15 protein-coding genes are annotated in these 26364 nt (G+C 70.0%); 14 read left to right on the forward strand and 1 reads right to left on the reverse strand.

Annotated elements, in window-relative coordinates:
- Window positions 1-91: 91 nt before the first annotated feature.
- Window positions 92-1135 (forward strand): serine hydrolase domain-containing protein, encoded by a 1044-nt coding sequence (locus HW837_RS42285; protein ID WP_193381392.1) that lies wholly within the window; start codon window positions 92-94, stop codon window positions 1133-1135.
- A 490-nt stretch (window positions 1136-1625) separates the two neighbouring features.
- Here the strand turns inward: HW837_RS42285 and HW837_RS42290 are convergent, their stop codons facing one another.
- Window positions 1626-1790 carry a hypothetical protein gene (locus tag HW837_RS42290; protein WP_193381363.1) on the reverse strand — a complete coding sequence of 55 codons (165 nt, stop codon included), beginning with the start codon at window positions 1788-1790 and terminating at the stop codon, window positions 1626-1628.
- 1348 nt (window positions 1791-3138) lie between these two features.
- Here HW837_RS42290 and casA point away from each other — a divergent pair.
- The 13 genes from casA (at window position 3139) to HW837_RS42355 (ending at window position 26311) form a co-directional block, all read left to right on the forward strand.
- Entirely contained in the window at window positions 3139-4752 is a 1614-nt protein-coding gene (casA, locus tag HW837_RS42295) for a type I-E CRISPR-associated protein Cse1/CasA (protein ID WP_193381364.1), read from the forward strand.
- Window positions 4749-5357, forward strand: coding sequence for a type I-E CRISPR-associated protein Cse2/CasB (casB, locus tag HW837_RS42300; protein WP_193381365.1), 609 nt, complete (start codon window positions 4749-4751; stop codon window positions 5355-5357). The genes casA and casB overlap by 4 nt, the downstream gene beginning before the upstream one ends.
- Complete coding sequence (gene cas7e / locus HW837_RS42305) at window positions 5354-6610, forward strand: type I-E CRISPR-associated protein Cas7/Cse4/CasC (RefSeq protein ID WP_193381366.1); 1257 nt, start codon at window positions 5354-5356, stop codon at window positions 6608-6610. The genes casB and cas7e overlap by 4 nt, the downstream gene beginning before the upstream one ends.
- Window positions 6607-7353 (forward strand): type I-E CRISPR-associated protein Cas5/CasD, encoded by a 747-nt coding sequence (gene cas5e / locus HW837_RS42310; protein ID WP_193381367.1) that lies wholly within the window; start codon window positions 6607-6609, stop codon window positions 7351-7353. Before cas7e ends, cas5e begins: the two co-directional genes overlap by 4 nt.
- A complete protein-coding gene (cas6e, locus tag HW837_RS42315) occupies window positions 7350-8015 on the forward strand; it encodes a type I-E CRISPR-associated protein Cas6/Cse3/CasE (RefSeq protein ID WP_193381368.1) in 666 nt (221 codons plus the stop codon). Before cas5e ends, cas6e begins: the two co-directional genes overlap by 4 nt.
- Before the next feature lie 77 nt (window positions 8016-8092).
- Window positions 8093-10816 (forward strand): CRISPR-associated helicase Cas3', encoded by a 2724-nt coding sequence (gene cas3 / locus HW837_RS42320; protein ID WP_193381369.1) that lies wholly within the window; start codon window positions 8093-8095, stop codon window positions 10814-10816.
- A gap of 3486 nt (window positions 10817-14302) precedes the next feature.
- Window positions 14303-14413 carry a keywimysin-related RiPP gene (locus tag HW837_RS42325; protein WP_107050258.1) on the forward strand — a complete coding sequence of 37 codons (111 nt, stop codon included), beginning with the start codon at window positions 14303-14305 and terminating at the stop codon, window positions 14411-14413.
- 26 nt (window positions 14414-14439) lie between these two features.
- Window positions 14440-16278 (forward strand): lasso peptide isopeptide bond-forming cyclase, encoded by a 1839-nt coding sequence (locus HW837_RS42330; protein WP_193381370.1) that lies wholly within the window; start codon window positions 14440-14442, stop codon window positions 16276-16278.
- Between the two features lie 42 nt (window positions 16279-16320).
- Entirely contained in the window at window positions 16321-16575 is a 255-nt protein-coding gene (locus HW837_RS42335; RefSeq protein ID WP_045563313.1) for a lasso peptide biosynthesis PqqD family chaperone, read from the forward strand.
- The gene (locus HW837_RS42340) at window positions 16572-17006 is read left to right on the forward strand and encodes a lasso peptide biosynthesis B2 protein (RefSeq protein WP_093791039.1); all 435 of its coding nucleotides are present in this window, start codon (window positions 16572-16574) and stop codon (window positions 17004-17006) included. Before HW837_RS42335 ends, HW837_RS42340 begins: the two co-directional genes overlap by 4 nt.
- A complete protein-coding gene (locus HW837_RS42345; RefSeq protein ID WP_193381371.1) occupies window positions 17003-19012 on the forward strand; it encodes an ABC transporter ATP-binding protein in 2010 nt (669 codons plus the stop codon). Before HW837_RS42340 ends, HW837_RS42345 begins: the two co-directional genes overlap by 4 nt.
- A 146-nt stretch (window positions 19013-19158) precedes the next feature.
- Window positions 19159-25899, forward strand: a complete 6741-nt coding sequence (locus HW837_RS42350; RefSeq protein WP_193382722.1) for a golvesin C-terminal-like domain-containing protein — start codon at window positions 19159-19161, stop codon at window positions 25897-25899.
- A complete protein-coding gene (locus tag HW837_RS42355; RefSeq protein WP_143110757.1) occupies window positions 25883-26311 on the forward strand; it encodes a hypothetical protein in 429 nt (142 codons plus the stop codon). The genes HW837_RS42350 and HW837_RS42355 overlap by 17 nt, the downstream gene beginning before the upstream one ends.
- The last annotated feature ends 53 nt before the right edge of the window (window positions 26312-26364 follow it).

Consider the following 26364-nt stretch of genomic DNA (forward strand, 5'->3'; position numbering starts at 1 on the left):
GACCAGCTGGCGTCCGACACGCCATTGCCACACCCCACCCACGCCCGTCACTACGCTGACCGGCGGGATGCCCACGGCGAACAGGGAGACCATGACGTACCGCACCGACCGCATCGAAGCCCTGCTCGACGAAGGCGTCCGCTACAAGGTCTACCCCGGCGCCGTCTGGGCCGTCGGCGACGCCTCTGGCATCCACGCCCACGGCACCACCGGCGTCCTCGACCCCGACGTACCGCACGCTCCGATGCGTCCCGACACCGTCTTCGACGCCGCGAGCCTCACCAAGATCCTTGCCGTCTGGTCCTCCATCGGCGCACTGTGGGAAGAAGGCAAACTCGACCTCGACTCTCCCCTCGGGGAGTTCTGGCCGGAGGTCGACGGCCACCCGCTCGCGGCCGTGACGGCTCGCCAACTCCTCACTCACACCGCAGGGGTCCCGCTACGGGCCCAACTGAAGAACCTGTACGGCACCGACCCCCAGGACATCCGCGACGGCGTACTGCACGAAGCCCTCCACCGCCCACCGGGCGAGGCCGTCGAATACACCGACCGAGCCGCACTCATCCTCGGCTACCTCGCCGAACACATCTCCGGCCAGCCCCTCGACCAACTCGCCACGGAACGGACCTGGCAGCCCCTGGGCATGAAAGCCACTTGCTTCGGCCCCCTACCCGCCGCGACGGTCGCCCGGTGCGCGCCCACCGAACTCGACCCGGACACCAACACCCACCTCAAGGGCACCGCCCACGACTTCTCCGCCCGCCTCCTCGGCGGCGTGTGCGGCATCGCCGGCGCCTTCACCGTCCTCGACGACCTGGCCCGCTTCCTGCGCTACATGTTGAACGACAACGCTGTCCCCGAGCGAGCGGGCTTCGGGTCTGCCTGGTCCGAGGCGTCGCTCAGTGTCCAGACCGGCTCACTTGCCCCCGCACGTGGGCTGTTCTGGCATCCCGCCCCCGGTGCTGATCCAGCCGACGACATCTGGGTGCACTACGGCTTCACGGGAACCGGCATGTGGATCTCACCCCGGCGCCGACGGTGGGCAATTCTGTTGACGAATAAGCTCTACTACACCCGCGACCGCCAACCCCTGACGGATGTCCGCAATGTCTACCGAGCGCTCGCTTTCAACTGAGGCGGCTGCTTTGAGCGGAGTGGGCCACAGAAGCCCACGACTTGCCAAGTTCCAGAGGGAGACGCGTCAACGCTAATGTCACGGCGGAGAGCGTGCCGAAGCCATGGCCAGGCGTTGAATCATGCGCGTATTCCCCTCTCTTGCGTGGCCCGCTCTCGTTGCGTAAACGGCCGGAGTAGTCAAGTGTGGGCGATCGCGAACTCACTGTAACGAGCGCAATGGGCATCCACCGCACCAGAGTGCGCCGTTCGCTCCCGTAGCAACTGGCCCGCCGCCACGAGGCACCCCGCTGTACGACCGGCGGATACCGCTTCAGAAGCGCGATCAGGCCAGGAAGGCCCCTGCCACCACTCCGTTCCGAACGGAACGCCGCGCCCTTTTGTCGCCAGGCCAGCCGCAGAGATCCAACCCAGTGGTGGCAGCGGCGCGACTGCCGAACGCCCTGGCTTGGTGCCGACCGCCCGCCTCCAAGTCGGAGCGAGCGCAGAGATCAGCCGTGGTGTTCCTCCTGCTCGTTCTGCAAGGCGTCGCGCACGGATCGCCAAGCGCGGATTGCGTTACCGATGTCCACCAACAGCCCTCGGAGTTGGCGAATCAGAACCCTCGCGGCACAAATGGCAGCAATGACTTCGAATTCCACCGCGAGCCCGCTCATTGGCTGCTCCTCACCTCGGGCACCAGCCTCTCCGCCTCGCGCCGCGAAGTCTGTACCACGCTAGGTACATTTCGTGATCACCCTCGGATTCGCCCACGCGATCAGGCAGACATGCGGCTGAACTGAACGAGCCGAGCCTCTTTGAGGCGCCGCGTACAAGACTCGCCGCCGTGAAGGCGCGTGTCCGCATCACAGTTGATGCATTTGCTGATCTTGAAGATCCGCGTCACAGAAACGAGGCTGAGTCGATGCGCCCAGGCTGACCGTCGAACGGGCCGGTGTCTGTAGGGTTGGGCCTACTTTTTGTGATCTTGGATGGATCCGCAAGTGCGGCCTGTCCAGAGTGTTCCGGTGCAGTTCATGCGGGGTGCTCTGCGTGAGCGGACGGTTCGGCAGGAGCCGTCATGCACCGAAGCCTGATGTGCGGGGAGGTGCTCCTGACCAGGCGGTTCCGGACGTGGGGAAAGCGTCCGGAACCAACCTCATGTTCTGGCCAGGACTCCAAGGACGGGTGACCTCCGCGGATGCGAAGCGAACGCGACGGTCTTGGCCTTGATCGTCGATCAGTGTGGGCGACTTCCGCGGGTGCGGAGCAGACCAAATCGACCCTCTCACGCGGGCGTTCACCACCGGGTGACCTCCGCAGGCGCGGAGCCAACGACGGCACGCTCAAGTCGTTGTGGGCGCAGCGCGGTGCACCTTCGCGGGCGCGGAGCGAACACCGCGTTGCCGAGCTGGCGCACCTGCTCCCGCGGGGTACCTCCGCGGACGCGGAGCCAACGGACGCACTCTCTACGCCACGCACCGGCCCCTCGAGGCACCTCTGCGGACGCGGAGCCAACCATGCGCTCGCCTACCAGAGTTGGGCCATTGGCGGGGCACCTCCGCGACGCGGAGCCAACCGGCACCGCGTCCTGTACCTGAACTCCCAGTTCGGGGCACCTCCGCGGACGCGGAGCCAACGCGTACGAGCCCGACCAGGTCGCGGAGTAGGTCGGGGCACCTCCGCGGACGCGGAGCCAACCCTTGCTGACCTGCATGGTTAGGGGTGCTTTGCCATTTTGTGCGTTACGACAAGCCCGTTCTTTCGATCGTGACCTATCGCAGTCGTGGGACATGCATTTAAGTCACTCGATCGGGTGGGCGGGGGTGTGAGTCTCCGCTGATGCGGAGCTGGGAGATATTGCGGAGATTTGCCCCATACGTCCCTGGGTTACCTCTATGTGTGCAGAGCGTGTCCACCTGGACTGTATCGGGCGGCTCTGACAGTTGGGGTGAGTTCGGAGGTTCCGGTTGCGCCGGTTCCATACGTCCCCTTAGCGTCACTCCCTGCTTGACGTCGGCGACTATGCGTGAACTCGTCGGTGTTCGGGCGCTGTTGGCGTTTCCGAGAGTGGGAGGAGGGGGGATCTTGCGTGCTTTCATCGCGGCTGACCAGCCGTGCGTCACGCTGGTGTTCCGTCGGGACGCGGATCCCGAGGAGTTGGCGGCCTTGGTGCCGGGGGCTGAGCCTGGTGGTCGCCGAGGAGTCGGTCTGCGCACGGCACTTCTGGCCGCTCATGCTGTGGCGGACCTTGAGGTGGCGAACCCGGCGGTGGAGTCGATGCTGCGGCGCCTTCTGACCGCGCTCGCGGTCCGCGCCGGCGGCCTTGATGTGCCCGACCGGGATGAATGGGAGGAGCGCTTCGACGCGCTGCTGTCGGCGGGCCGGTTCGATGCGGGGGCCGTGAACACGTACTTCGACCGGTGGCGGCACCGGTTCGATCTCTATGATCCGCACCGGCCGTTCCTCCAGGATCCCCGTCTTGCGGCGGAGTGCTCGCGCCAGGCGCCGCCCGGGAAACTGGTGATGCCGAGGCCGTCGGGATCGAACCAGCCTTGGCTCGACCGGACGCCGCAGGATGTCCCCGTACCGTCGGACGAGGCCCTGGGCTGGCTGCTCGCCTGGCGCGGCTACGGCCCGTCGGGCACGGGGGCCCAGCGCCGGCACGGCGGCGTGAACTCCAAGAACATGAAGGCCGCGCCATTGCGGGCGCTGGTGTCTTTCCACCCGCTGGGCGGCAGTCTGTTCACCTCACTCGTCCTGGCGTGCCCCCCGCCGACTGGAGGAGAAGATCCGGCACAGGATCTCGCGCCGTGGGAGCGCGAGGAACTCGAAGACCCCCTGCTGCCATCACCCGTGTGCGGGCCCGTCTCGCTGCTGACCGGCCGGAGCGCCCACCACGTCCTGCTGTCTGCGGACGAGACGGGAGCGGAGACGACAGGCTGCTGGGTGGCCTGGGCCACGCGGACGGATCTGCCCGCGGCCAGGGATCCGTTCGTCATCGACCGCGCCAAGGGTGGCCCGGTGCGGGCGAGTTGGCGCCGTTCCCTGCTGAGGGATTTCGACGCCTTCATCCACGCGAAGAACCCCGCCGCGGCGGGCGTCAAGGGGCAGATTCTTCCGGCTTGGCTGTCCGCGTTCGCCGACCTTCCCGAGGAAGTCCTTGACGGGCTGGGGCCGGTGCGCGTGCGGGCGCTGGGCTGCCACCAGGAGAAACAGGAGAAGGACGAACACTGGTACGCCGTGACGACCCCGGCGAGCATCGCCGCGTTCCTTCCTTCCCGGCATCCGCAACGCGCCGCCCGCGTGGCCGACACCCGCAGAGCGGCGGAGGGCGCGGCGGCCGATCTGGCCAGGGCTCTTCGTACGGTGTGGAAGCACCTGGCGCCCGGTGAGAAGTCCTGCCCGTGGGCGGATGAGGCGACCGCCGCGTACTGGGACCGCGCCGAGGCGCTGTTCTGGCCGGCGATCAGCCACGACAGCGCCGAGGTGCCCCGGTTTCGCGGCCTGGCCCTGGAGATCTACGACGCCATCACCCGGCCGGCCGCGATCACCCCGCAGGGGTTGCACCCGGTGGCCCAGGCCCGCACCCAGCTCACCCACCCCCGGACTCCCGGAAGGAGGGCGAAGGCCGCGTGACCACCGAGTCCCCGCCCGCCCCGTCGGTCAAGAAGAACCCGCTGGAGTCGTTCGAGCGGTTCATGCGCACCGTCCGTAGCGCGTGTGCCACCCCGGGCGGCCGCGCCGCCTTGCGTGACGGCCTGGCCGAGGAACTGTCCTCCCCGTGGCGGCTGTACATGCATCTGCTGCCCGCCGGAGGGATCCCCTCCTACGCGCCCACCCGCGAGGCCGAACTCCCGTATCTGCTCGTGGCCTGTCTGTACGCGGTCCACGACGCCCCCAACCCCCGCACGGCGAAGTCGAACCCCCCGCCCGCTGCGAAACCGGCGGAGATGTGGCAGAACCTGGGCTGGTCCTACGCCCGCGCCGCACGCACGGGCGCGATGCGCCGGGAGAACGCCGCCGACGCGCTGTCGCACCTGGCCGAACTCGGCAGCGAGGACCTGTACCGAGAGCTTCCCGGCGCGATCTCGCTGCTGCGCTCGCAGCAGATCCCCGTCAAGTGGCCGGTGCTGCTGCGGGATCTGACCCGCTGGCCGAAGTGGGCGGACGACGTCCGCGTCGAATGGGCCCGCGCCTACCACACCCCCACCATCCGCACCGCTGAGGAGAAGACCAAGTGATCAACTTCGGCCCCGGAAACCTGCACGTCGATCTCCACCTGATCCAGTCCTACCCCTACTCCAATCTCAACAGGGATCGGCAGGGGGCTCCGAAGTCCGCGCGCTACGGCGGTGTGATGCGCGCCCGCAATTCATCGCAGAACGGCAAGCGGCACACCCGTACGGCTGTGGAGAGGGCGGTCGGCATCCGGGCGTTGCGGACCCGTGGCGTGCCACAGGCCGTCGCCAAGCGGCTGGCAGCACGCGGCTGGCAGCCGGAACTGGCCCGGGCCGCTGGGCAGATGCTGATTCTGGCGGCCGGGGTGAAGGGGCTGGGCATCACCGACTCCGGTGGCACCAACGCCCTGCTGTTCCTGCCGGAGAGCGCACTGGACGAACTGGCAGACCTCGCCGACGGCCACCGAGGCGACATCACCCAGGCGGTCTACGACATCGAGGCCGAAGCGGCGAAGGCGGCGAAGAGGACCACCCGCAGGAAGGCGGACGCCGACCTGGAACCGGCAGCGGACGACGAGGAAGAGCCCGCCGTCGGCGAGGGCAGCCCGCTGGCCAGGTACGCGGCCAAGATCCTGCCGAAGGCGGCGGTGCTCACGATCCTTCAGTCGAAGAACGCCTCGGTCGCTGCCTTCGGCCGCATGCTCGCCAACGAGTCCGGCTCCATCGTGGACGGCGCGGTGCAGATGGCGCACGGACTGAGCACTCACGCGGCCAGCACCCAGCTGGACTACTTCACGGCGGTCGACGACATCCTCGAAGAGGAGGGCACCGAGCGCGGCGCCGGGCACATGGGGGACCAGCGCTACACCTCGGCCACCTTCTACCGCTACACCTCCTTGAACGTCACCGAACTTGTGCGCAACCTCGACGGCGACACCCAGACCGCCCAGGCCGTACTCGCAGAGTTCATGCGCGCCTTCATCACCACGGTCCTGCCGGCCAAAGCCTCCGGCACCGCCCCGTTCACCGTGCCGCACCTGACCTACGCCGCACTGCGGTCGGACCGCCCGGTCAGCCTGGTCGGCGCCTACGAGACCCCGGTGCCCGACAGCGCCGAGGGCTACCTGCCCCGCTCCATGCAGCGGCTGAACGACCACGCCCGGGCCCACCACCGCTTCCTGGGCACAGGGGGACTGATCACCCACGCCCACAGCGGACTGACCGACGATTCCTTCGACGCGCTGGGCGACCGCCTCGACGGCCTGGACGAGCTGATCGCCCGCGTGAGCGACACCGTCACCAAGGAGCTGGCGTGAGCGGCGGGCTCCTGCTCCACCTGTCCGGACCCTTGCAGTCCTGGGGCTCGGACGCGGACTTCGAAGTACGCACCACCCACCGCTGGCCCACCCGCTCCGGCCTCACCGGACTGCTCGCCTGCTGCCTGGGCCGACCCCGCGACAGCGACAACACCGACCTCGCCGAGCTGTCCTACACCATCCGCGTGGACCGGCCGGGCCAGCGGGAGATGGACTTCCACACCGTCGGCGGCGGCTACCCCCGCCATCTCACCCCGCCCACCGCCGACGGCAAGTTCCGCAAGCTGAGGGAGGGCACCATCCTCACCCAGCGCCAGTACCTGACCGACGCCGCCTTCACCGTCGCCGTCACCGGCCCCCGGCCCACGCTCGCCCCGTGCACCCAGGCCCTCCAGCGTCCCCGGTTCGCCCCGTACCTGGGGCGCCGTTCCTGTGTTCCGGACACCCCGATCCTCATCCGGTCCGACGTGAGCGACCCGGTGGCCGAACTCGACCGTCTGCCGCTGCACCGCACCCCAGCGCGGTACGGCGCCCGAGAGCCGGTGACGTTCCTCTACGACGCCGCCCCCGAGCCCGGAGCCCTGCCGGACACGGAGATCCGCGACCAGCCCGGCCCGCACCGCCACTTCACGGGCCGCCCCGTGTGGGAGCGGCAACGCCCGCTGCCCGACGCCGACGACGCGGGCCGGGGCACTGACTGGCTCACCGCACTGACTGATTACCGAGAGGCAGCCGCCGCATGACCACCACCCCGACGGCCGTCACCCAGACGGTGCACCTGGCCCGGCTCCACCTTGAGGCCCGCAGCCGGGACGTCCACCGTGACCTCAAGGACGCCACCCGCCTGCACACCACCGTCCAGGCCCTGTTCCCCGACGCCCTCGGACCCGCCCCCAGGACGGCCACGAACACCCTCTACCGCATCGAGCGCGAGCAGGCCGGTGCGCTGCTGCTGATCCAGTCCACGCTGCCCATCAACCGCAACGCCCTGCCCTCCGGCTACGCCAGCCAGGTCGAATACCGCGACCTGGGCCCGCTGCTCAACTGGGTGGACGAAGGCCGCGTCGTGCGGTTCCGGATCGACGCCAACCCGATCAAGAGCGTGCCGGTGCCCGGTGCCCGGCGCGGCAGGCGCGTGCCCGTCTCGGGCGAGGATGCCCTGGCCTGGTGGGAGCGCCAAGCCGGCCGGGCGGGACTGGCCAACCAACTCGTCCTCGACCTCCCGCAGCCCGACGTGCTCGGCTCTCGCACTGATGCCAAGGGGATCCGGTTGCGTGCCATGCGCTTCGAGGGCGTCGCCACCGTCACCGACCCCGAGGCCCTGCGCACCGCGATCACCACCGGCATCGGCCAGGGCCGCGCCTACGGCCTGGGCCTGCTGTCCATCGCCCCCTACCGCCCCTGACCCCCACCGTCCTTGCCACCCGGCCCCGGCCGACGCCGGGGCCGGGTGGCCCGTCCGTACGAAAGGAATCAGGGCGCGTGTCCGCTCCGTTCGAGCCCCGGCTGTGGGGCAAGGAACGCGGTCTTACCCACCCGTATCCGCTGGGCTGCCACGCCATCGACGCCGCCGTGATGGCGGCAGCCTTGTGGGACCGCTACCTCACCCCCCGCCAGCGCACGGTCATCGCCGACGGCTGGGGACTGACCGAGCCCGAGGCCCGCACCTTCGTCATCTGCCTTGCCGGCCTCCACGACCTCGGCAAGATCACTCCCGGCTTCCAGGGCTGCGTGCCGGGCGCCGGTCCGCTCACCGGAGAACCCGGATACGAACCCGCACTCGCCAACATCAGCAGTCCGAGCCACCAGCGGGCTACCCACCTTGTCCTGCCGGAACTCCTGCACCGCCTGCACCGTCTGCCGCTCAATGGCCGTCCCACCCGCGGTGCGGCCCACCAGATCGGCCAGCTCCTCGGCGGCCACCACGGCACCTACCCGATCGCCCTCTCCCATCAGGGCAGCGAACTCACCTGCCCGCTCGCCGCCGCACCCGGCTTGGGGGAGAAGGCGTGGGACGAGCAGCGCGAACACCTCATGTACCTCATCCACGACCTCTTCGGCACCCCCACCTGGCCCACCCGCCCGGCCACCGGCCCCGCCGCAGCGGTCACCACCGGCCTGGTGATCCTGGCCGACTGGCTCGTCTCCCAACTGCCCTGGATCCGCGCCCGCCAGCGCCGCTGGGACCGCGACCGCACCCACGACTGGCACGCCCACGCACGACGCGCCCGCCGCGCCGCTCCCAAGACACTGCGCGAAGCCCAACTCGTCCCACCCACCTGGCGACGCACCCGCAGCTTTCGCAACCTCTTCCCCCACCTGCGCGGCAAGACCCCGCACCCCCTTCAGACCAGCCTCGCCCAGTCCCTCCCAGCCCTGGCGAAGAACGGCCCCGGACTACTGCTGATCACCGCTCCGCCCGGCGAGGGCAAAACCGAATGTGCCCTGTTCGCCGAACGCGTCATGGGGCCGTCTGCCGGCACCAAGGGCCTGGCTTTCCTGCTGCCGACCATGGCCACCACCGACGCCATGTGGGCCCGCGTCCGCGCGTACACCCGCGCCAACTGCCGTACTCCGCCTCCCATCACGCTGCTGCACGCGATGGCCTGGCTGGACGCCGACTACACCCCTGACCAGCTCGTCACCGCGACCAGCAGCCCGGACATCGTGGCCGAATGGCTGCGCGGCCGCCACCGCGGCTTCCTCGCCGGCATCGCCGTCGGCACCTGGGACCAGGCCGCCCTCGCCGTCCTCCCGCACCGGTTCATGGCCCTGCGCTGGCTCGGCCTGTCCGGAAAGACCGTCATCATCGACGAGGTCCACGCCTACGACGCCCACGGCCACGCGCTGACCCTGCGCCTGCTCGAATGGCTCGGCGCACTCGGCGTCCCCGTCGTCCTGCTGTCCGCCACCGTCACCGGCGACACCGCCGCAGCCCTCATCCACGCCTACCGCCGCGGCGCCGGACACCACGACACCCCACCGATCAACCCCAGCTACCCCGGCTGGACCCACACCGACCACACCACCGGAACCATCACCACCTCACCCACCCTCGGCTCCAACCGAGCCCACCCGCTCACCATCGACACCATCACCTGCACCCACACCCACAACCCGGACCGCGCACGAGGCCGCGCCCGCGCCGTCCTCAACCTCCTCGCCCCCCTCGAACAGGCCCACAAGGGCTGCGCGTTGATCATCTGCAACACCGTCGCCGACGCCCAAGCCACCCGCGACCTCCTCGACACCACCTGGGCAACCAGCACCGACCGGCCCCTCGTACGGATCCTCCACGCCCGGATGCCCGCCCGGCAGCGCACCGCAATCACCCGCCGCCTCCAACGATGGACCGGCCCCAACGGCAAACGCCCCAACCGGCCATTCGTCGTGATCACCACGCAGGTCGCCGAACAGTCACTCGACGTCGATTTCGACCTCGTCATCAGCGACCTCGCCCCACTCGCCCTCCTCCTCCAGCGAGCCGGCCGCGGCCACCGCCACCCCCGCACCGACCGCCCCACCTGGGCGAACACACCCCGCCTGGCCGTCCTCATCCCCTCCGGCCAACTCCCCCCGCCTGCCTGGGGAGACGTCTACCCGGCCTCCCTCCTACGCCGCACCCGCGACCTCCTCACCACCCTCGACGGCGAACCGGTCAACGTCCCCCAAGACGTCCAACGCCTCGTCGACCAGGTCTACGGACCCGAGTTCGCGGGCGCCGACGACACCGCCCGCCTCGCCGACGACACCCAACGCGCCGCCACAGCTCACCTCACCGCCATCCCCGCCCCGGCAGCCGTCCGCGACCTGCACCCCCTCACCAACACCGATGAACACCCCGACCAGATCACCACCCGCCTCGGAGCCGACAGCATCCGTATCCTGCCCACCTACCTCACGCCCGACGGCAACCACTGGCTCCACCCCACCCACCACACCCCCCGAACCGCCCTGCCACAGCACATCGACCCCAACGACCGCCACACCATCAGAGAACTGATGCAGACCACCATCCCCGTCAACCGCCAATGGCTCACCGGCCGTGGCCCCGCCACTCACACCCCCGACAACTGGTCCCACATTCCCGGCCTACGCGACCTCATCCTGCTCCCCCACCCGGTCACACGCACCGCCATCAACCCCTACCGGGCAGCAGGAAGAGCCATCAGCCTCGACCCACAGAACGGCCTCGTACGCCAGTAACCAGGCTGGTCCCCGGCCCTGAGCCACGCACCTTGATAACAAAATGGCAAAGCCGACTTGCCTGTGCAGGTCAATAAGGTCTGCTCCGCACTCGCAGAGGTCACCCGTACCACGCGTCGGCGCGCCAGTCGGGGGACGTGTCTGCTCCGCACCTGCAGAGGTCACCCGAAGTTGACCGCGTACGCCGAGGTCCCCAATGAGTCCGCTTCGTACTCGCGGAGGTCACCCGGACGCGAACGTTTTCAGCCTGGAGAACGGTGTGTCCACTCCGCACCCGCAGAAGTGACCCGCAGTTGCCCGGGCAGAAACTGTCAGCGTCGAGGTCTGCTCTGCACCCGGAGGGGTCACCCAGTAGGCCGGTTTCCCTCATTGGTCCTGCAGGCAATTGCTCCGCACGCGTGGAGGTCGCCCGGTGATTTCCGTGCAGTGCTGCACGGCCAGTCTGCCCGCTCTGCGTCCGCAGAGGTGGCTCCGACCCGACGGGTCAGGCCGTCGGCATCAGTGGATCCGCTTCGTGTTGCGGAGGCTACTCTCAGCTTGTGGCTACGGATGCCTCGGCTGCCAGCTTCGCATCCGCAGAGGTCACCTGGGCTTGATCCGCTTTGACGGACATGCTCTCGGGGCTGAACCCCTGATCTCGAATGTCCGTCAAAGCGGATCAAGCCCATCGATACACCACCTCAGCGGACGTGACCTTCGTTCGAACGACCATGAGGTGGCCGCAGTCTGCTTCGTAGCAGCGGAGGTTACCTGCGGACGTTGATCGTGGAAGACACATGGCACATGTCTGCTCCGCACGTGCGGAAGTCACCCGTTGAACGTGGGCTTCACGACCCCGAATTCGTCGTCTGCTCCGCACCCGCAGAGGTCACCCGGGGTTCGGCGCCTTCGCGCACGCCTTCCCCATGCTGCTCCGCAGCTGCGGAGGCCACCCTCCGCCGAACAGGCCGGACGACTTGGCGAGGTCGTCCGCTCCACACCCGAGGAGATCACCCGTCCTGCTCGCTCACGACCTGGTCGTCCGGGAGTCCGCTCCGCACTCGCGGAGGTCACCCGTGCAACAACGAGAAAGGCGACAGGCTGCCTACGTCCGCTCCGCACTCGCGGAGGTCACCCGGCGTACGAGCAGATACGCGAGCACATGATCGCGTCCGCTCCGCACCCGCAGAGGTCACCCCTGGACGATCGCTGGGCTGATCATTAAGCACTGGTCTGCTCCGAGCCCGCGGAGGTCAACCGAAGCTGACGGCCTACAGTGAGGTCCCCAACGAGTCTGCTCCGCAACGGCGAGGTCACCCGCACGACTTCTGGAAGATGGACGCCATGCGCCGATCTGCTCTACCCCCGCAGAGGCCACTCGATCGCCGCGACGTAGAGGATGTCGATCATCCAGTCTGCTCCGCACCTGCAGAGGTCACTCGGCCGCCAACGGCCGAGTCTGTGGCTCCAAGTGGTCTACTCTGCCCCCGCAGAGGTCACCCGTTCTCGCCCGTGTTTCGCCCTAGATCATCTGGTTTGCTCTGCACTAGCGAAAATCACCTGGGGTCCGGCGCCTTCGCGAACGCCCCCCCATGCCGGCTCCACACTCGCAGAGGTCACCCGTCATCGAGCCAGTGGAGAACGTACATGTCGTCGCCTGCTCCGCTCTGCGGAGGTCACCCAACCCAGAGGGCCCCGCCGTACCAACCGGGGCTGTTCGCTTCGCACTCGCAGAGGCCACTCGGAAGGCGAAGTCACGCTGCTGAGCTGGTCGTCGTCCGCTCTGCACCTGCGGAGGTTACTCGCGGGCCGTCTCGAAGTGGACTCCGCTGTTCGTGTTCGCTCCGCACCTGTGGAGGTGCCCACCATGCCGGTTTCCGCACGTGGCTGCGTATGCTCCGAGCCGCGGAGGTAACTCGGGATCGGTGGGGTGAAGATCCCGAATCCAGAGGTCAGCTCCGCGTCCGCGGCGGTCACCCGTCGACCCCGTACTCCAGCATCTCGCTGTCGGCGTCAGCTCCACACGCGCGGAGGCCACCCGATGTACGCCTATTTCGCGAAGCACTTCATCAAGCCCGCTCCGCCTCTTGGTCGAGGTTCTCTGCGGACGCTGATAGTTGAGGCGGTGTGGCACAGGTGGGCTCCGCTCCCGCAGAGGTCACCCGCCGTCGACGAGGGAGGGCGGTTGGACGAGCTGGTCTGTTCCGCATCTGCAGAGGTCACCGTGCGGTGCCGGAACTGCCCTACTGGGCGCCGAAGTCTGCTCCGCCCCCGCAGAGGTCAACCGTACTTCGCCGACCCCACGCCGGACATCAAGGCGTCTGCTCAGCAGCAGAGGTCACCCGTTGGGCATTACTGCGAACACGGAAAAGGCAGGGGCTGCTCCACACCTGCAGGTACGCCACGCCGCCCAGCGCTTCTCGTTTGCTCCGCTCCCGCAGAGGTCGCCTGGCTTCCGCAACTATGTCGGTGTCGCGGGCGCTGTCTGCTCCGCGCCCGCGGAGGTCACCCGGCCCAGCCGGTCTGGTTGATGTCCCACCTGTAGTCCGCTCTGCGCCAGCGGAGGTCACCCGATGCCAGCTTCGAGACACACTCCGATCGCATCCTCCGCTCCGCGCTCGCGGAGGTCAACCGGCGATTTGACATCACGGTGGAAGGGCCTAGCGTCTGCTCCGCACGCGGAGGTCACGCGCGATCCCGGCCGCCGTCGGCGCCGTACTTGATGAGTCTGCTCGGCAAGTAGAGCCGCGCCAAATGGAGCAAATGCACTGGTCATCAGCCTCTCTTGCGTGAGCGATGCGTGAGCGGACGGTGCAGCACGAGCCGTCACGAGGTAGATCGCCCGGGAGCCTGAACGTGCTCTGACCTGGTGGTTCCGGATCTCGAAGCACCGTCCGGAATCACCCATCACGCCATGGCCAGGACTTTTAATCCATTGGTTGTGGGTTCGAGTCCCACAGGGCCTACGGTTCGCGGGTGGGGGTTACCCCCTCTGACCTGCTACGCGGCGCTCGGGTCGGCTTCGGTCGGCTCGGGCGCCGCGGTGTTTTCGGGGTCGTGTGCGAGGTCTTCGCGGACTCGTAGGGGGAGAGGCCCCGTTGCCGAGAAGTGCGCTCCTCGGTCACCGCCCAAATGGAGCATGCGCCGAGCGGAGTGCGCCCCGGCGGCTCCCTTCAGGGTCCCGTCGTCGAGGCGGGGGGAACGGATCCGCGTACGGGGTCGACGCACTGGTGGAAGCGTTCTTTCGAGCGTGTGTGCCTGCGTGTGCCATCGATGGTGGAACTTTTGACCAACTCGTCGCTCGGCTGAATTTTCCGACGTCATGTGCAATTTGCATACAATCACACTCTCTTGGGCGGTCTTGTGCCGGCATACGGCTGTGCAGATAGCTAGGTGATGCGCCCGCTTCCGCCCCGGGCTTCGGATGAGCCCCGTGCACGCCACCAGCGCACTCGCTGCTCTGTGCGCCGGCAGGAAGCGGTCGCGAGACCGAGCAGAGGAGAGATCATGAAGAAGGCCTACGAAGCGCCGACGCTGGTCCGACTCGGGACCTTCCGCAAGAAGACCGGGCTCCTGCAGAGCTCCGGCAACGACCGTCTCATCCTGAGCAAGAACTGACGGCCGACGGTCCCTGACCTGACGTCATGACGCAACCGCACACAAGTGCGGGGACGGGTCCCGGCGACGCGGACTTCGCGGTCTTCACCGACCGTGCGGACGCGGCCGCCGTGGCCTGCTCCTTCGCCCGCCCCGGAACACGGACCCTGGCCCACGCCTCCGGCCGGCCCTGGCTGGTCGGCCGGTGGGCCGACGAGGAGATCGTCACCGCGCGCGCCGGCCACGCGGCACTGGCCGTCATCGGCTGCTGCCCGATCGACGCCACCGAACTGCGGCGCCACGCGGCACGGTTGCGCGATCCCGCCGAGGTCGGCGCACTGGCCCGGTCCCTCCCCGGAAGCTTCCACCTCGTCGCCGCTCTCGACGGCCGACTCAGGGTGCAGGGCACCGCGTCCGGGCTCCGGCTCGTCTTCCACGCCCAGGTGAACGGCGTGCGGGTGGCCGCCACCCGCGCCGACCTGCTCGCCCACGCGCTCGACGCGGAGCCCGACGCGGAGCAGTTGGCGGTCCGGCTGCTGTGGCCGGTTCCCTACCCGCTGTTCGAGACGTCCCTCTGGCGCGAGGTCACCGCCGTCCCACCGCAGGACGCGCTGCTCATCGGGGCGGACGGGCACAGTGCCCGCCACGCGCGCTGGTGGACGCCACCGGAGCCGGTCCGCCCGCTCGCCGACGGTGCCCCGTCGGTCCGGGAGGTCCTCACCGCCGCCGTCGACGCCCGTACCAGCCGAGGCGGCGTGGTCAGCTGCGACCTGTCCGGCGGACTGGACTCCACGTCCGTCTGCTTCCTGGCCGACCGCTCGGCCGCCCGCGTGGTGGCCAGCACCTGGCCGGGGCGCGATCCGGCCGACACCGACCTGCACTGGGCCGAGCAGGCGATGAGGCATCTGCCGGACGTGGAGCACGTGGTGTGGGACGCCGACGCCTCGCCGCTGGTGTACGACGAACTGCTCTCCATCGACGACCTGCTGGACGAACCCACCATCGGCGTCATGGACCGCTCCCGGGTCCTGCACCATCTGCCGGGCCTCGCCGAGCGGGGCAGCAGGCTCCATCTCACCGGCATCGGCGGCGACCACGTGGCCTGGTGCTCCGAGGCGTACTACCACCGACTGGCGCGCACCCGGCCGCTGTTCGCGCTGCGACAGCTACGCGGCTTCCGGGCCCTGTGGCAGTGGCCGCTCCGCGACACGCTCGGCGCCCTGGCCGACTCCCGCCCCTACGGCACATGGCTGGCCGACGCGGCAGGGCGCCTGCGTGACCCGGTCCCCGCCACCGTCACCACGAGCCTCGGCTGGGGAATGCCCCCACGCCTGTTCGACTGGGTCACCCCCGACGCCGAACGGGCCGCGCGCAGGGCGCTGCGCGAGGCGGCCACGACCGCCACACCGCTGCACCCGGACCGCGGGCTGCACGCCGACCTGGAGCAGATCCGCTCCTGCACCCGCATCATCCGCCAGTGGGACCGCATGGCCGCGAGAGCCGGGCTGCCGATGGCCTCGCCGTTCCTCGACGACCGCGTCATCGAGGCGTGCCTTGCCGTACGACCGAGCGAACGCGTGTCGCCCTGGCGGTACAAGCCGCTGCTCACCGCCGCCATGCGAGACGTCGTGCCCGAGGCGTGCCTGCGACGTACCAACAAGGCCGCCGCCTCCATGGACGCCGCCGAAGGGCTGCGCCGGCACCGCGCCGACCTGATGGCGCTGTGGGAGGACTCCCGGCTGGAGCGGCTCGGCCTGGTCGACGGGAACGCGCTGCGCCGGCTCGCCGAGCGCCCCTCCACCCCCGGGCTGCGCGACGCCATCCTCTACTCGACCATCGCCACCGAGGTCTGGCTGCGCGGCCTGACCCGCGCTCGTACCCCCTGAGAACGCCCCCTGAGAACGCCACCGGAGAAAGGCAGTCGCACCATGGCTTTGCGGTTCGGTCCTGATGTCTCCACCGCGGAGACCGAGTACGGCACCGTCCTGCTGGACGAGCGCGGAGGCGCCTACTGGGAGCTCAACCCCACCGCCACGCTGGTGGTCAGGACACTCCTCGACGGCGGGGACGAGGCCGCGGCGGCCGACGCGCTGGTCGCGGAGTTCGACATCGACCGAGCCCGGGCGGAGCACGACGTCACGGCGCTCGTACGGGAACTGCGGGAATCGGGGCTGGCCCGATGACGACCCCCAGCTCCCTGGAGCGTCCCACCGGAGTGCCCTTCGCCCGGCGTCTGGCCGCCCGTCTCGTACTCCTGCCCGCCCTCGCGCTGTCGCTGTTGCCCCCGCGCCGCATCCGCGCCGTGCTCGAACTCCTCCGCCGCGGAGCCGCCCCGGCCCCCGCCGCGCGGGCCAGGGGGGCACGGGACGCGATGTGCGCCGTCAGCCTGCGCTGCGCCGGGCCGAAGGGCTGCCTGCCCCGGTCCCTGGGGGCCGCCCTGCTGTGCCGGCTCGGCGGGACCTGGCCGACGTGGTGCACCGGAGTGCGCGTCGTGCCTCCCTTCACCGCGCACGCCTGGATCGAGGCGGACGGCCACCCCGTGGACGAGGGCGTGCCGGACGACTACTTCACCCGGCTCATCGTCGTCCCCGCCTCGAACCGAACGGCCCGATGAGCGACAGCTCCGACGACACCTCCGGTCACAGCCCAGGCGGCGGCTCCGAGGGCCACGACCACGCCGTGTCCGGGGGCGACCGCTCCACCCGCGCCGCCGTCCTCACCCTGTTCCGGCTCACCGTCGGCCACCGGGCGTCCATCGCCGTCGCCTCGGCGCTCACCCTCGCGGGCTCGGCGCTGGGGCTGGCGCAGCCACTCGTCGCGAAACAGGTCGTGGACGTCAGCGGGCGCGGCCAGGCGGTGTGGACACTGCTGCTGCTCCTCGCCGTCCTGTTCGGCGCCGAAGCGGCGACCGGTGCGGTGGGGCGCTTCGTCCTGGAGCGCACGGGCGAGGGCGTCGTACGACAGCTGCGGCACAGCCTGGTGGCACGGCTGCTCCGGCTGGAGATGCGGGAGCACGACCGGCACCGCGGTGGCGATCTGATCTCCCGGGTGACCGTCGACACCACGCTGCTCCGGGAGGTCGTCTCACAGGCCCTGGTCGACCTGGTGACCGGGGCCCTCGTCGCGGCCGGCGCGATCGCCCTCATGGTGTGGATCGACGCCCTGCTGCTGCTCCTGGTCGCGGCGACGGTCGGTGCCGCCGCCGTGGTGGTGGCGTCACTGCTGAAGGGCATCCGGGCCGCCTCCGAGCGACTGCAGTCGTCCATCGGCGCGATCGCCGCCGACCTGGAGCGCGCGCTCGGCGCCCTGCCGATGGTCCGGGTGCACCGGGCCGAGGAGCGGGAGGCCCGGCGTATCGGTGAGCGGGTCGAGGCGGCGTACGACGCGGGGGTGCGGACCGCGAAGCTCGCGTCGGTGATGAGCCCGGCGGTCGAACTCGCCGTCCAGGGGTCCTTCCTGCTCGTCCTGGTCATCGGCGGCCTGCGGGTCAGCGGCGACAGCAACTCCCTCGGTGACCTGGTCGCCTTCCTGCTGTACGCCTCCTATCTGGTCCTGCCCCTGTCCTCGGTCTTCCGCGCGGTCGGCCTGATCCAGCGCGGCATGGGGGCCTACGAACGCATCGAGCGGGCACTGTCCCTCCCGGCGGAGCCGGTGGAGCCCTCGGAGTCCGTGAGGCTTCCGGTGTCGGTGGTGTCGGTGGTGTCGGTGGAGCGTCCGTCGACGGCCGAGCGGGTGCGGGTGTCCGACCCCGCCGTGCGGGCCAGGCCGCGCGAGGAACCCGCGCTCGCACTGCGGGGCCTCACCTTCGGCTACGACCCCGACCGGCCGGTGCTGCGCGGCGTGACCTTCACAGTGCCCCGCCGGCACCAGACCGCTCTGGTCGGCCGGTCGGGAGCCGGGAAGAGCACGATCTTCGCCCTGGTGGCCAGGTTCTACGAACCGGACTCCGGGGCTCTTCTCTTCGACGGGCGGCCCGCCGCCGAGCTGACCCGCGCCGAGTGCCGGGCGCGGATCGCCGTCGTCGACCAGAACACCCATGTGGTCCACGGAACGCTGTGGGACAACATCACCTACGCCGTGCCCGACGCCACCGAGGCCGACGTGCGACGCGTCGTCGAACTCGCCCAGCTCGACGACGTCGTACGGCGGCTGCCCGACGGCCTGTCCGGGCTGCTCGGCGAGCGCGGCAACACCCTCTCGGGAGGCGAGCGCCAGCGCGTCGCCCTGGCCCGGGCCCTGCTCGCCCGTCCTCAGCTGCTCCTCCTCGACGAACCCACCTCGCACCTCGACGCCATCAACGAGACCGCGCTCGCCACCGTGATGAGGGACGTGGCCCGGGAATGCGCCCTCCTGGTGATCGCACACCGGCTCTCCACCGTCCAGCACGCCGACCAGATCGTCGTCCTGGACGACGGCCGCACCAGCGCCTGCGGCACGCACGACGAGCTGCTCGCCGGCAGCGCCATGTACCGCGACCTGGCAGCCGGGCAGATGCTCCGCCCGCCCTCCTCCCCTGATGCCCCATCGCCCCTCGGGCGTGTTCTGGACGGGACGGACGGGACGGGCGGCTCGGACGGAGTGGGCGGGGCGGGCGACGGACTGCGGATCGTCCGACGGTGACAGCTCAAGGGCCTGGGCCGGGCGTTTTCGTTCGGATGGCGCACACGGCGACCGAATGTCACGCTATGTAATTTCTCTATCGTCCGACTGTAATGATCAGGTCCGTGGGTCGCCTCGGGATTCCCTCCCGTGCCTGGAGCTGACGCATGCCCCGCAGCCGGTTCCCTCTCGTCCTCCTCGTCGTCGGCTCCGTTCTGACGACCTTGCTGGGTGCGCAGGCCCCGGTCCGTGCGAACGGACCGGACGGAGGAGGGTCCGGCAGGGCGGTGCCCGCTCCCGTGTGGCAGGGCGAACCCGGACGGCATCCGGGCGGGCTGCTCCCGTCCGGAGAGCCGTTGCCCCACCGGCTGCCCCCTGCCTCGGGTACGAGGGACGCTGCCATGGACCGGGCCGAGGGCCCACCGCGCGGGGCGACCTACTTCGCGCCCACGACCCCCCTGCGCTGGGGCCCCGGCGACAGAGCCGACGTGCCGGTCACGGTGACTGACACGGGCCGACAGCCCTGGCGGGCCCAGGACATCGCCCTCGGCGTGCGGTGGTACCGGCCGGACGGCTCGGAGTACACCTACCGGCGGGGCGAACGGCCGGTGGAGCATCTGGCCGCGCTCCCCGAGGACTTGGCGCCGGGCGAGTCCGCCGAGGTGCGGGCCGACGTACGGGCCCCCTCTCTGCCCGGCTCCTCGGCGGCCCGTACCTCGCTGTTCCTCGCCTGGGACCTGTACGACCGGCGCAGTGGAACGTGGCTGTCGGAGGCCGAGCCTCCGACAGCGCGGGTGGGCCAGGCGCGGGAGCGGGTCGTCGTCGAGCGTCCCGGCTCCGACCACCTGGGGCTGGAGCGGTTCTACCAATACACCCGCGCCGAGGCCGGTGTCGGTGCCGGGATCGCCGTCAACGCGGCCGGCGGCAACGCGGCGACGAGCTGGAACCTGTTCGCCCACCCGAGCCTCGGCCCCGCCGCCTTCCTGCGGCTGACCCACAACACTCAGGACGCCTCCGACACGGTCGCCGGCCCCGGCTGGTCGGTGTCGGCCTCCACGCTCACCCGCCTCGGGTCACCGCTGCACTTCGCAGGGGGGCCGCACGGCGTGCCGGGCTTCCCGAAGTCCGTGCACCTGATCGACGGGGACGGCACGGGGCACACGTTCCGGCTCGACCGCCACGGCAGTGCCGACTCCCGCGACTGGGACTACGCCCACCCGGCGGGCGTGCACTTCCATCTCCAGCGCACCCGTGGCGTTCCGGACCGGCGCTGGGTGTTCACTCGGCCAGACCGTACCCAGTTCTTCTTCTCCGCACAGGGGCGGCCGACCGCCGTCGTCGACCGCAACGGCAACACCCTCCGCTTCCACTACGGGGGCGGGGACGGGTTCTTGGTGCCCCCCGTTCTGCGCCGGGTGACCGACGCGTCCGGGCGCCGGGTCCTGACCCTGGAGTACGGCGACGGTGGCGACGGCGGGTACGGGGGCGTGGCGGTACGGCGGCTGGTGTCCGTCACCGATGTGCACGGGCGGCGGGTGGAGTTCTCGTACGGCAGGGGCGGGTCGCTGCGCGAGGTCACGGACGCCGCCGGGTCGGGCGTGGCCCGCTCGCTGGTCTTCGCCTACGACCGGTCCTCCGACGGCACACCCCGGCTGACCGGGGTCACGGACCCGAAGGGCGGGCGCACGCGCATCGGTTACGAGGAGAGGCGCGAGCGGGAGGGAGTGCGCGCCGGCGCGGCGGGCGTAGGCGCGGTGGCGGGCGCGGGCGCGGCCCATGGCCGGGTGACGACGATCACCGACCGCCTGGGCGGCGTCACCCGCCTCGACCGAACTGCCGGGGGCCATCGCGACGGGAGCGCCAAGGGGCACGACGACCGGGGTGCGAAGGCGCAGGCGGGCGTGCGAGGCCACGACGACCGGCGCACGAAGGGCCGCTGGACCACCGTCACCGATGCCACCGGTGAGCGCACCGCCTTCCGCCTCGACGGCTTCGGCCGAGCCGTGGAGTCCCGCAACGCCAAGGGCGAGGCGACCAGGCTGGCTTGGGACGCCGACAACAACGTGCGGCGCCTGGAGGAGCCGGGCGGGGCGGTGACGACCTGGCGCTACGACCAGCGCACCGGCTATCCGCTCGAGATCACCGGCCCGTTGGAGAACGCCCAGGACCCCGAGGACCGTGCCTCCACCGGCCTGACCTACCGCACCGCGCTGCGCGGCCATGTCGCCGATCTGGTGGAGAAGGTCTCGCCGGAGGGCCGCCGTTGGACGTTCGGCGTCGACGGGTACGGCAACGTCGTCTCGGTGACCGACCCACGGGGCAACACCGGGGAGGCCGACGGCAAGGGGGCCGGATCGGAGAGATCACGGGGGCCGCGCAGGGCGCCGTACACCTCGTACAACGTCTACGACGACCGCGGACGCCTGCTGGAGAGCACCGATCCGCGCGGCCATGCCACCCGCTTCGCGGAGTACGGCCCCACCGGCCACCCGGCACGGGCGATCGACGCGCTGGGGCACCGGACCCGCTTCCGATACGACGCCGTCGGCGCCGTCACGGCCGTCACCGATGCCAAGGGCCGCACCAGCCGCTACGAGTACGACCTGCTGGGCCGCCCGCTCGGCGCGGTGCTGCCGCGTGACCTCGGCGCGGAGGACGAGGACAAGCGATGGATCCGCGTCCCCGCACCCGCGTACGACGCCAACGACAACGTCGTACGCGCCATCGACCCCAACGACGCGGTCACGACGGCCACTTACAACGCCGCCGACCGCCTGCTCAGCGTCACCGATCCCCGCGACACCCCCGACGGCCCCCAGCGCACCACCCGTTACGCCTACGACCGCGTGGGCAACCGCGTCGCCGCGACCACTCCGCGCGGCCACCGCAGCGTCTTCCTCTACGACGAGCTGCACCGCCTGATCGAGACCACGGATCCGCTTCAGGGCCGTACGACGTATGTGTACGACCGGGCAGGAAACGTCGCGTCGGTCACCCGGCCGCGCACGAACGCCAAGGCCGAGCAGGCCGATCGTGGCCATAGCCAGGGCCGTGGCCGCGCCCGGGTCCGCCCGCCCGTCCCCGACCAGCGGTTCACGTACGATCTGGCGCACCAGATCAGCGCCGTCACCGACGCCGAGGGCAACGTGGTGCGCAACGGCTACGACCGCGACGGCCATCTGATCTCCGTCACCGACCAGTGCGGGGCGACGACGAGGACGCGACTGGACGCGGTCGGCGCGCCCGTGGAGATCCGGGCCCCGCACCGCCTGGGCGACGAACGCCGCTTCGACTGTTCCTGTCCTGAGGGACAGAACTGCGAGGTGCCCGAGGAGCGGATCAAGTACCGGACGACGCGCTACGCGTACGACGAGGCCGGCAACCGGACGAAGATCTTCACGCCCCGCTCGGTCGCGGAGAATGACGAGGACCTGGCGCAGGAGACGGTCTACGACGCCCTGAACCGGGTCTCCGAGCAGATCCTGCCGCACGACCCGAAGGACCCCGACCTCAAGGACCGGCAGCGCGTCACGAATGTCTACGACGAGGTCGGGCAGCTCACCGAGGTGCACACGCCGCCGTCGGGGAAGTCCACCGACCGGAGCGTCACCCGCCACACCTACTTCGACGACGGCCTGCTCCGCCGCAGCACCGACCCCTGGCAGATCCGCACCGACTACTCCTACGACCCGGTGGGCAACCAGATCAGCCGCACCCTCACCGGTGACGGCGGTGGCGCGAACCGCACGATGAGCTGGGAGTACTACCCGGACGGCAAGCTGAGGCGGCATCGCGACTCCGGCACCCCGGCGAGCCGCGAGACCGTCCTCACCGACAACTCCGACACGGGCCGCACGACCCCCACCGGCCGGTGGACGCTGGAGAAGGCCGACCCCGACCAGAACCCGGACGTCTTCGGCACGGACTACCACACACACCCCGCCGAGGACCGCTCCGCCTCCTTCGCCTGGAACCTCGCGGTGCCGAGCGACGGAACGTACCGGGTGCTGGCCCGCTGGCCCCACCACGACCGGGACGGCAAGCGGGGTGGCCGCGGGGAGTTCGTGATCCCGCACGAGGACGGCCGGGCGACGACCGTCGCCGTGGATCAGAGCACTGCCTCCGGTGGTGCGGAGGGCGGGGGCGGGTGGCGGGAACTGGGCCGGTTCGCGTTCAAGGCGGGTGAGCAGTACGCGGTCACGCTGGCGGGCGCGGAGGAGACCGCAGGGCGGTTGGTGCTCGCCGACGCGGTGGAGCTGGTCAGGACGGAGACGGAGCCCGGGGCGAAGCGTGACGCCGCGGACGACGAAGCGCGTGAGTACCACTACGGCTACGACCCCGACGGCCTGGTGACCCGCATCGCCGAGGGCCCGCAGCCGGAGCCGTCCCGCACCTGGACCGTCACCAACGACCCGTTGGGACGCCCATCCGCGGTGGAGGAACGGGCGCGGGGCGACGAGACCCCACGCACGGCCCAGTTCACGTACGACCCCGACGGCAACCTCACCGACCACCAGGTGACGGCGGCGGGCCGTGACCCGGAGACCTCCCACTACACGTACAACACCCTCGGCCTGCTCTCGGAGGCGCTGACCAAGGGCCCCTCCACGGACGGCGACGAGAAGAAGACCACCTTCACCTGGTGGCCCACCGGCCGCATCAACCGCCAGACCAAGGACAACGGCAACACCGTCGACCACTGGCACTACCTCGACGGCGCGCTGGCGGTGCAGGAGGAGAAGAAGGACGGCGGCGGCGGGGCCCTGGTCTCCCGCCACGAGATCGACTACGACCCCGACGGCAACCGCACCCGTGACGCCTCGCTCAAGATGGACGCCGACGACCATGGGCGCACGCTGGACACGGTGGCGACGTACACGTACGACGCGCGCAACCGCAGCACCGAGGTCAAGAAGGTGGACGGGAACGGCGGCCCGGACCGCACCGAGACCTACCGCTACGACCAGAACAACAACGTCGTCGAGCAGGAGGTCGGTGGGGTCGAGTCCGTCTTCGACTTCGACCGGGACAGACTCCTGTCGTCGACCGCCGGGGGCGTCGCATCCTCCTACCTGTACGACGTGTACGGCCGCCTCTCCCAGGTCACGACCGGTGGCGACCCTGCCCAGAAGAACGTCTACGACGGCTTCGACCGCCTGATCGAACACCGCACGCCGAAGGCGCGAGGTGGCCCGACGTCGCTCGTCACCCGCCACACGTACGACGCCTTCGACCGCCGTACGAGCACGACGACGGACGCGGGCGGCGGCGACAAGGAACGGACGACCGACTTCCACTACTTGGGGCTGGGCGAGCAGCTCCTCACGGAGGAGAAGGACGGCAAGCTCAGCAAGGCGTACCAGTACGGCCCGGCGGGCGAACGCCTCTCCCAGGTCACCTTCGACACGGAGGGCACGAAGGACCCCGACACGGTCTTCTTCGGCTACGGCCCCCACAACGACGTCGAACACGTCACGGACGACAGCGGCGACACGAAGGCGACCTACGGCTACACGGCATACGGGCAGGCGGACGAGAAGTCCTTCACGGGCATCGACAAGCCTTCGTCGTCGGCCGACCCCACCTCGGAGCCCTTCAACTTCTACCGCTTCAACTCCCGCCGCTGGGACGGCGGTTCGGGCACGTACGACATGGGCTTCCGGGACTACAACCCCGGGCTGAACCAGTTCCTGTCCCGCGACATGTACAACGGCGCCCTGTCCGACCTGAACCTCTCCACGGACCCCTGGACCCAGAACCGCTACGGCTTCGCCGGCGGCAACCCGATCAGCAACGTGGAACTGGACGGCCACCTGTTCGGCATGTCGTGGAGCGAGCTCGCGCACACGGTACTGGACGTGGTGGGCATGGTCCCGGTGGTCGGCGAGATCGCCGACGTCGCCAACGGGGTGCTGTACCTGGCGGAGGGCAACTACGTCGAGGCGGGGCTGTCGCTCTCCTCCGCGATCCCGGTGGTGGGCAACGCGATCGGCGCGGCGAAGCTGGCGCGGAAGGCGGGGGAATTCGCGGACGAGGCGGTGGACGCGGGGCAGGCGTTGAACAAGGGGGGGAAGGCGGACGATGCGGGGGCAGCCGGTACGTCGGGAACCCCTGCGACCCCGGCTCAGCCTCGGGCGGCGGAGGGCGCCTCCTGCCCCCTCCCGTCGAGCTTCGTCCCCGGCACCCGCGTCCTCATGGCCGACGGCGCCACCAAGCCCATCGAGGCCGTGCGCAAGGGCGACCGGGTCATGGCCGCCCAGCCGGGCGACGAGAGGCCACTGGCCCGCGAGGTGACCGCCACGATCACGAGCGCGGGGGAGAAGGAACTGGTCCGGGTGACCGTCGACACCGACGGGGCGAAGGGCGACCGGACCAGCACGCTGACGGCCACGGGGAACCATCCGTTCTGGGTGCGGAACACCGGCCGGTGGACCAAGGCCGTTGAGCTCGCCGTTGGGCAGTGGTTGCGAACGTCAGCGGGTACGTATGTGCAGGTCGCGGCGGTCGAGGGCAGTAGGCGAAGCGCCCGGGTCCACAACCTCACCGTCAGGGACGCGCATACGTACTATGTGCTGGCGGGTGAGACACCGGTCCTCGTCCACAATTCGAACCCCTGTGGTCCCCTCGAACCGGAATCAGTGAACATCGCCCAGCACTCGGCGCAACGGGCAGCAGCGGGTGACGGATCGCATTATGTGCGAGGTATCGACCCGAGGGCCACAGCCGAGTACGTAGACGGAGTCCTCACGGGTGATGTTCCCAATCTGCAAGTCAGGTACCTGAAGAGAGGGCGCGTGGGGTACTGGGACCCTGACAAGGGGGCCGTGGTCATCGAGGATCCCAGTACGCAGGGGGGAACGGTTTTCACACCCAAGACTGGAAAGAAGTACTTTGACGAACTCGAGTGACTCCACGAACTGGAGAGTTGACGAATTCGGCGGGATTCTGGAAATTAGTCCGGAGCGGTTCGCAATCGTCTTCCAGGTTGCCAAGGAGCTGCCGAACATTTCGGACCGAGTGATCCACTCCCAAGGGTGCACGCGTGCGGATGCGGACGACTTCCTGCGCATCCTCCGTCTGACGCGGGGTGAAATCGACCAGGCCACGGCCAACGTCCGACTCCGCGTGATTTCGGAAAGCCGTGAGCAGCCGCTCCTCAATGCAGAATCGGCAATCGAGATCGTGGCTGCCCCGGAGGACATCATGAAGTGGCGGCGCATGCTCGAAGCAGCCTGTGCGTCGCTGGGGCCCGACGAATTGTTCTTGCGGAGTGGTTACCGTGAGGAGGAAGTGAGAGAGGTGCTCGATTTCCTGATGTGAGAGTTCTGCCTGCCCGTCCCGTCGGTGACCGGCGGCGCGAAACGGCGCAGGGC

Origin of the sequence: Streptomyces caniscabiei, assembly GCF_014930365.1 — a bacterium.
In the GTDB taxonomy this organism is placed as follows: Bacteria; Actinomycetota; Actinomycetes; order Streptomycetales; family Streptomycetaceae; genus Streptomyces; species Streptomyces caniscabiei.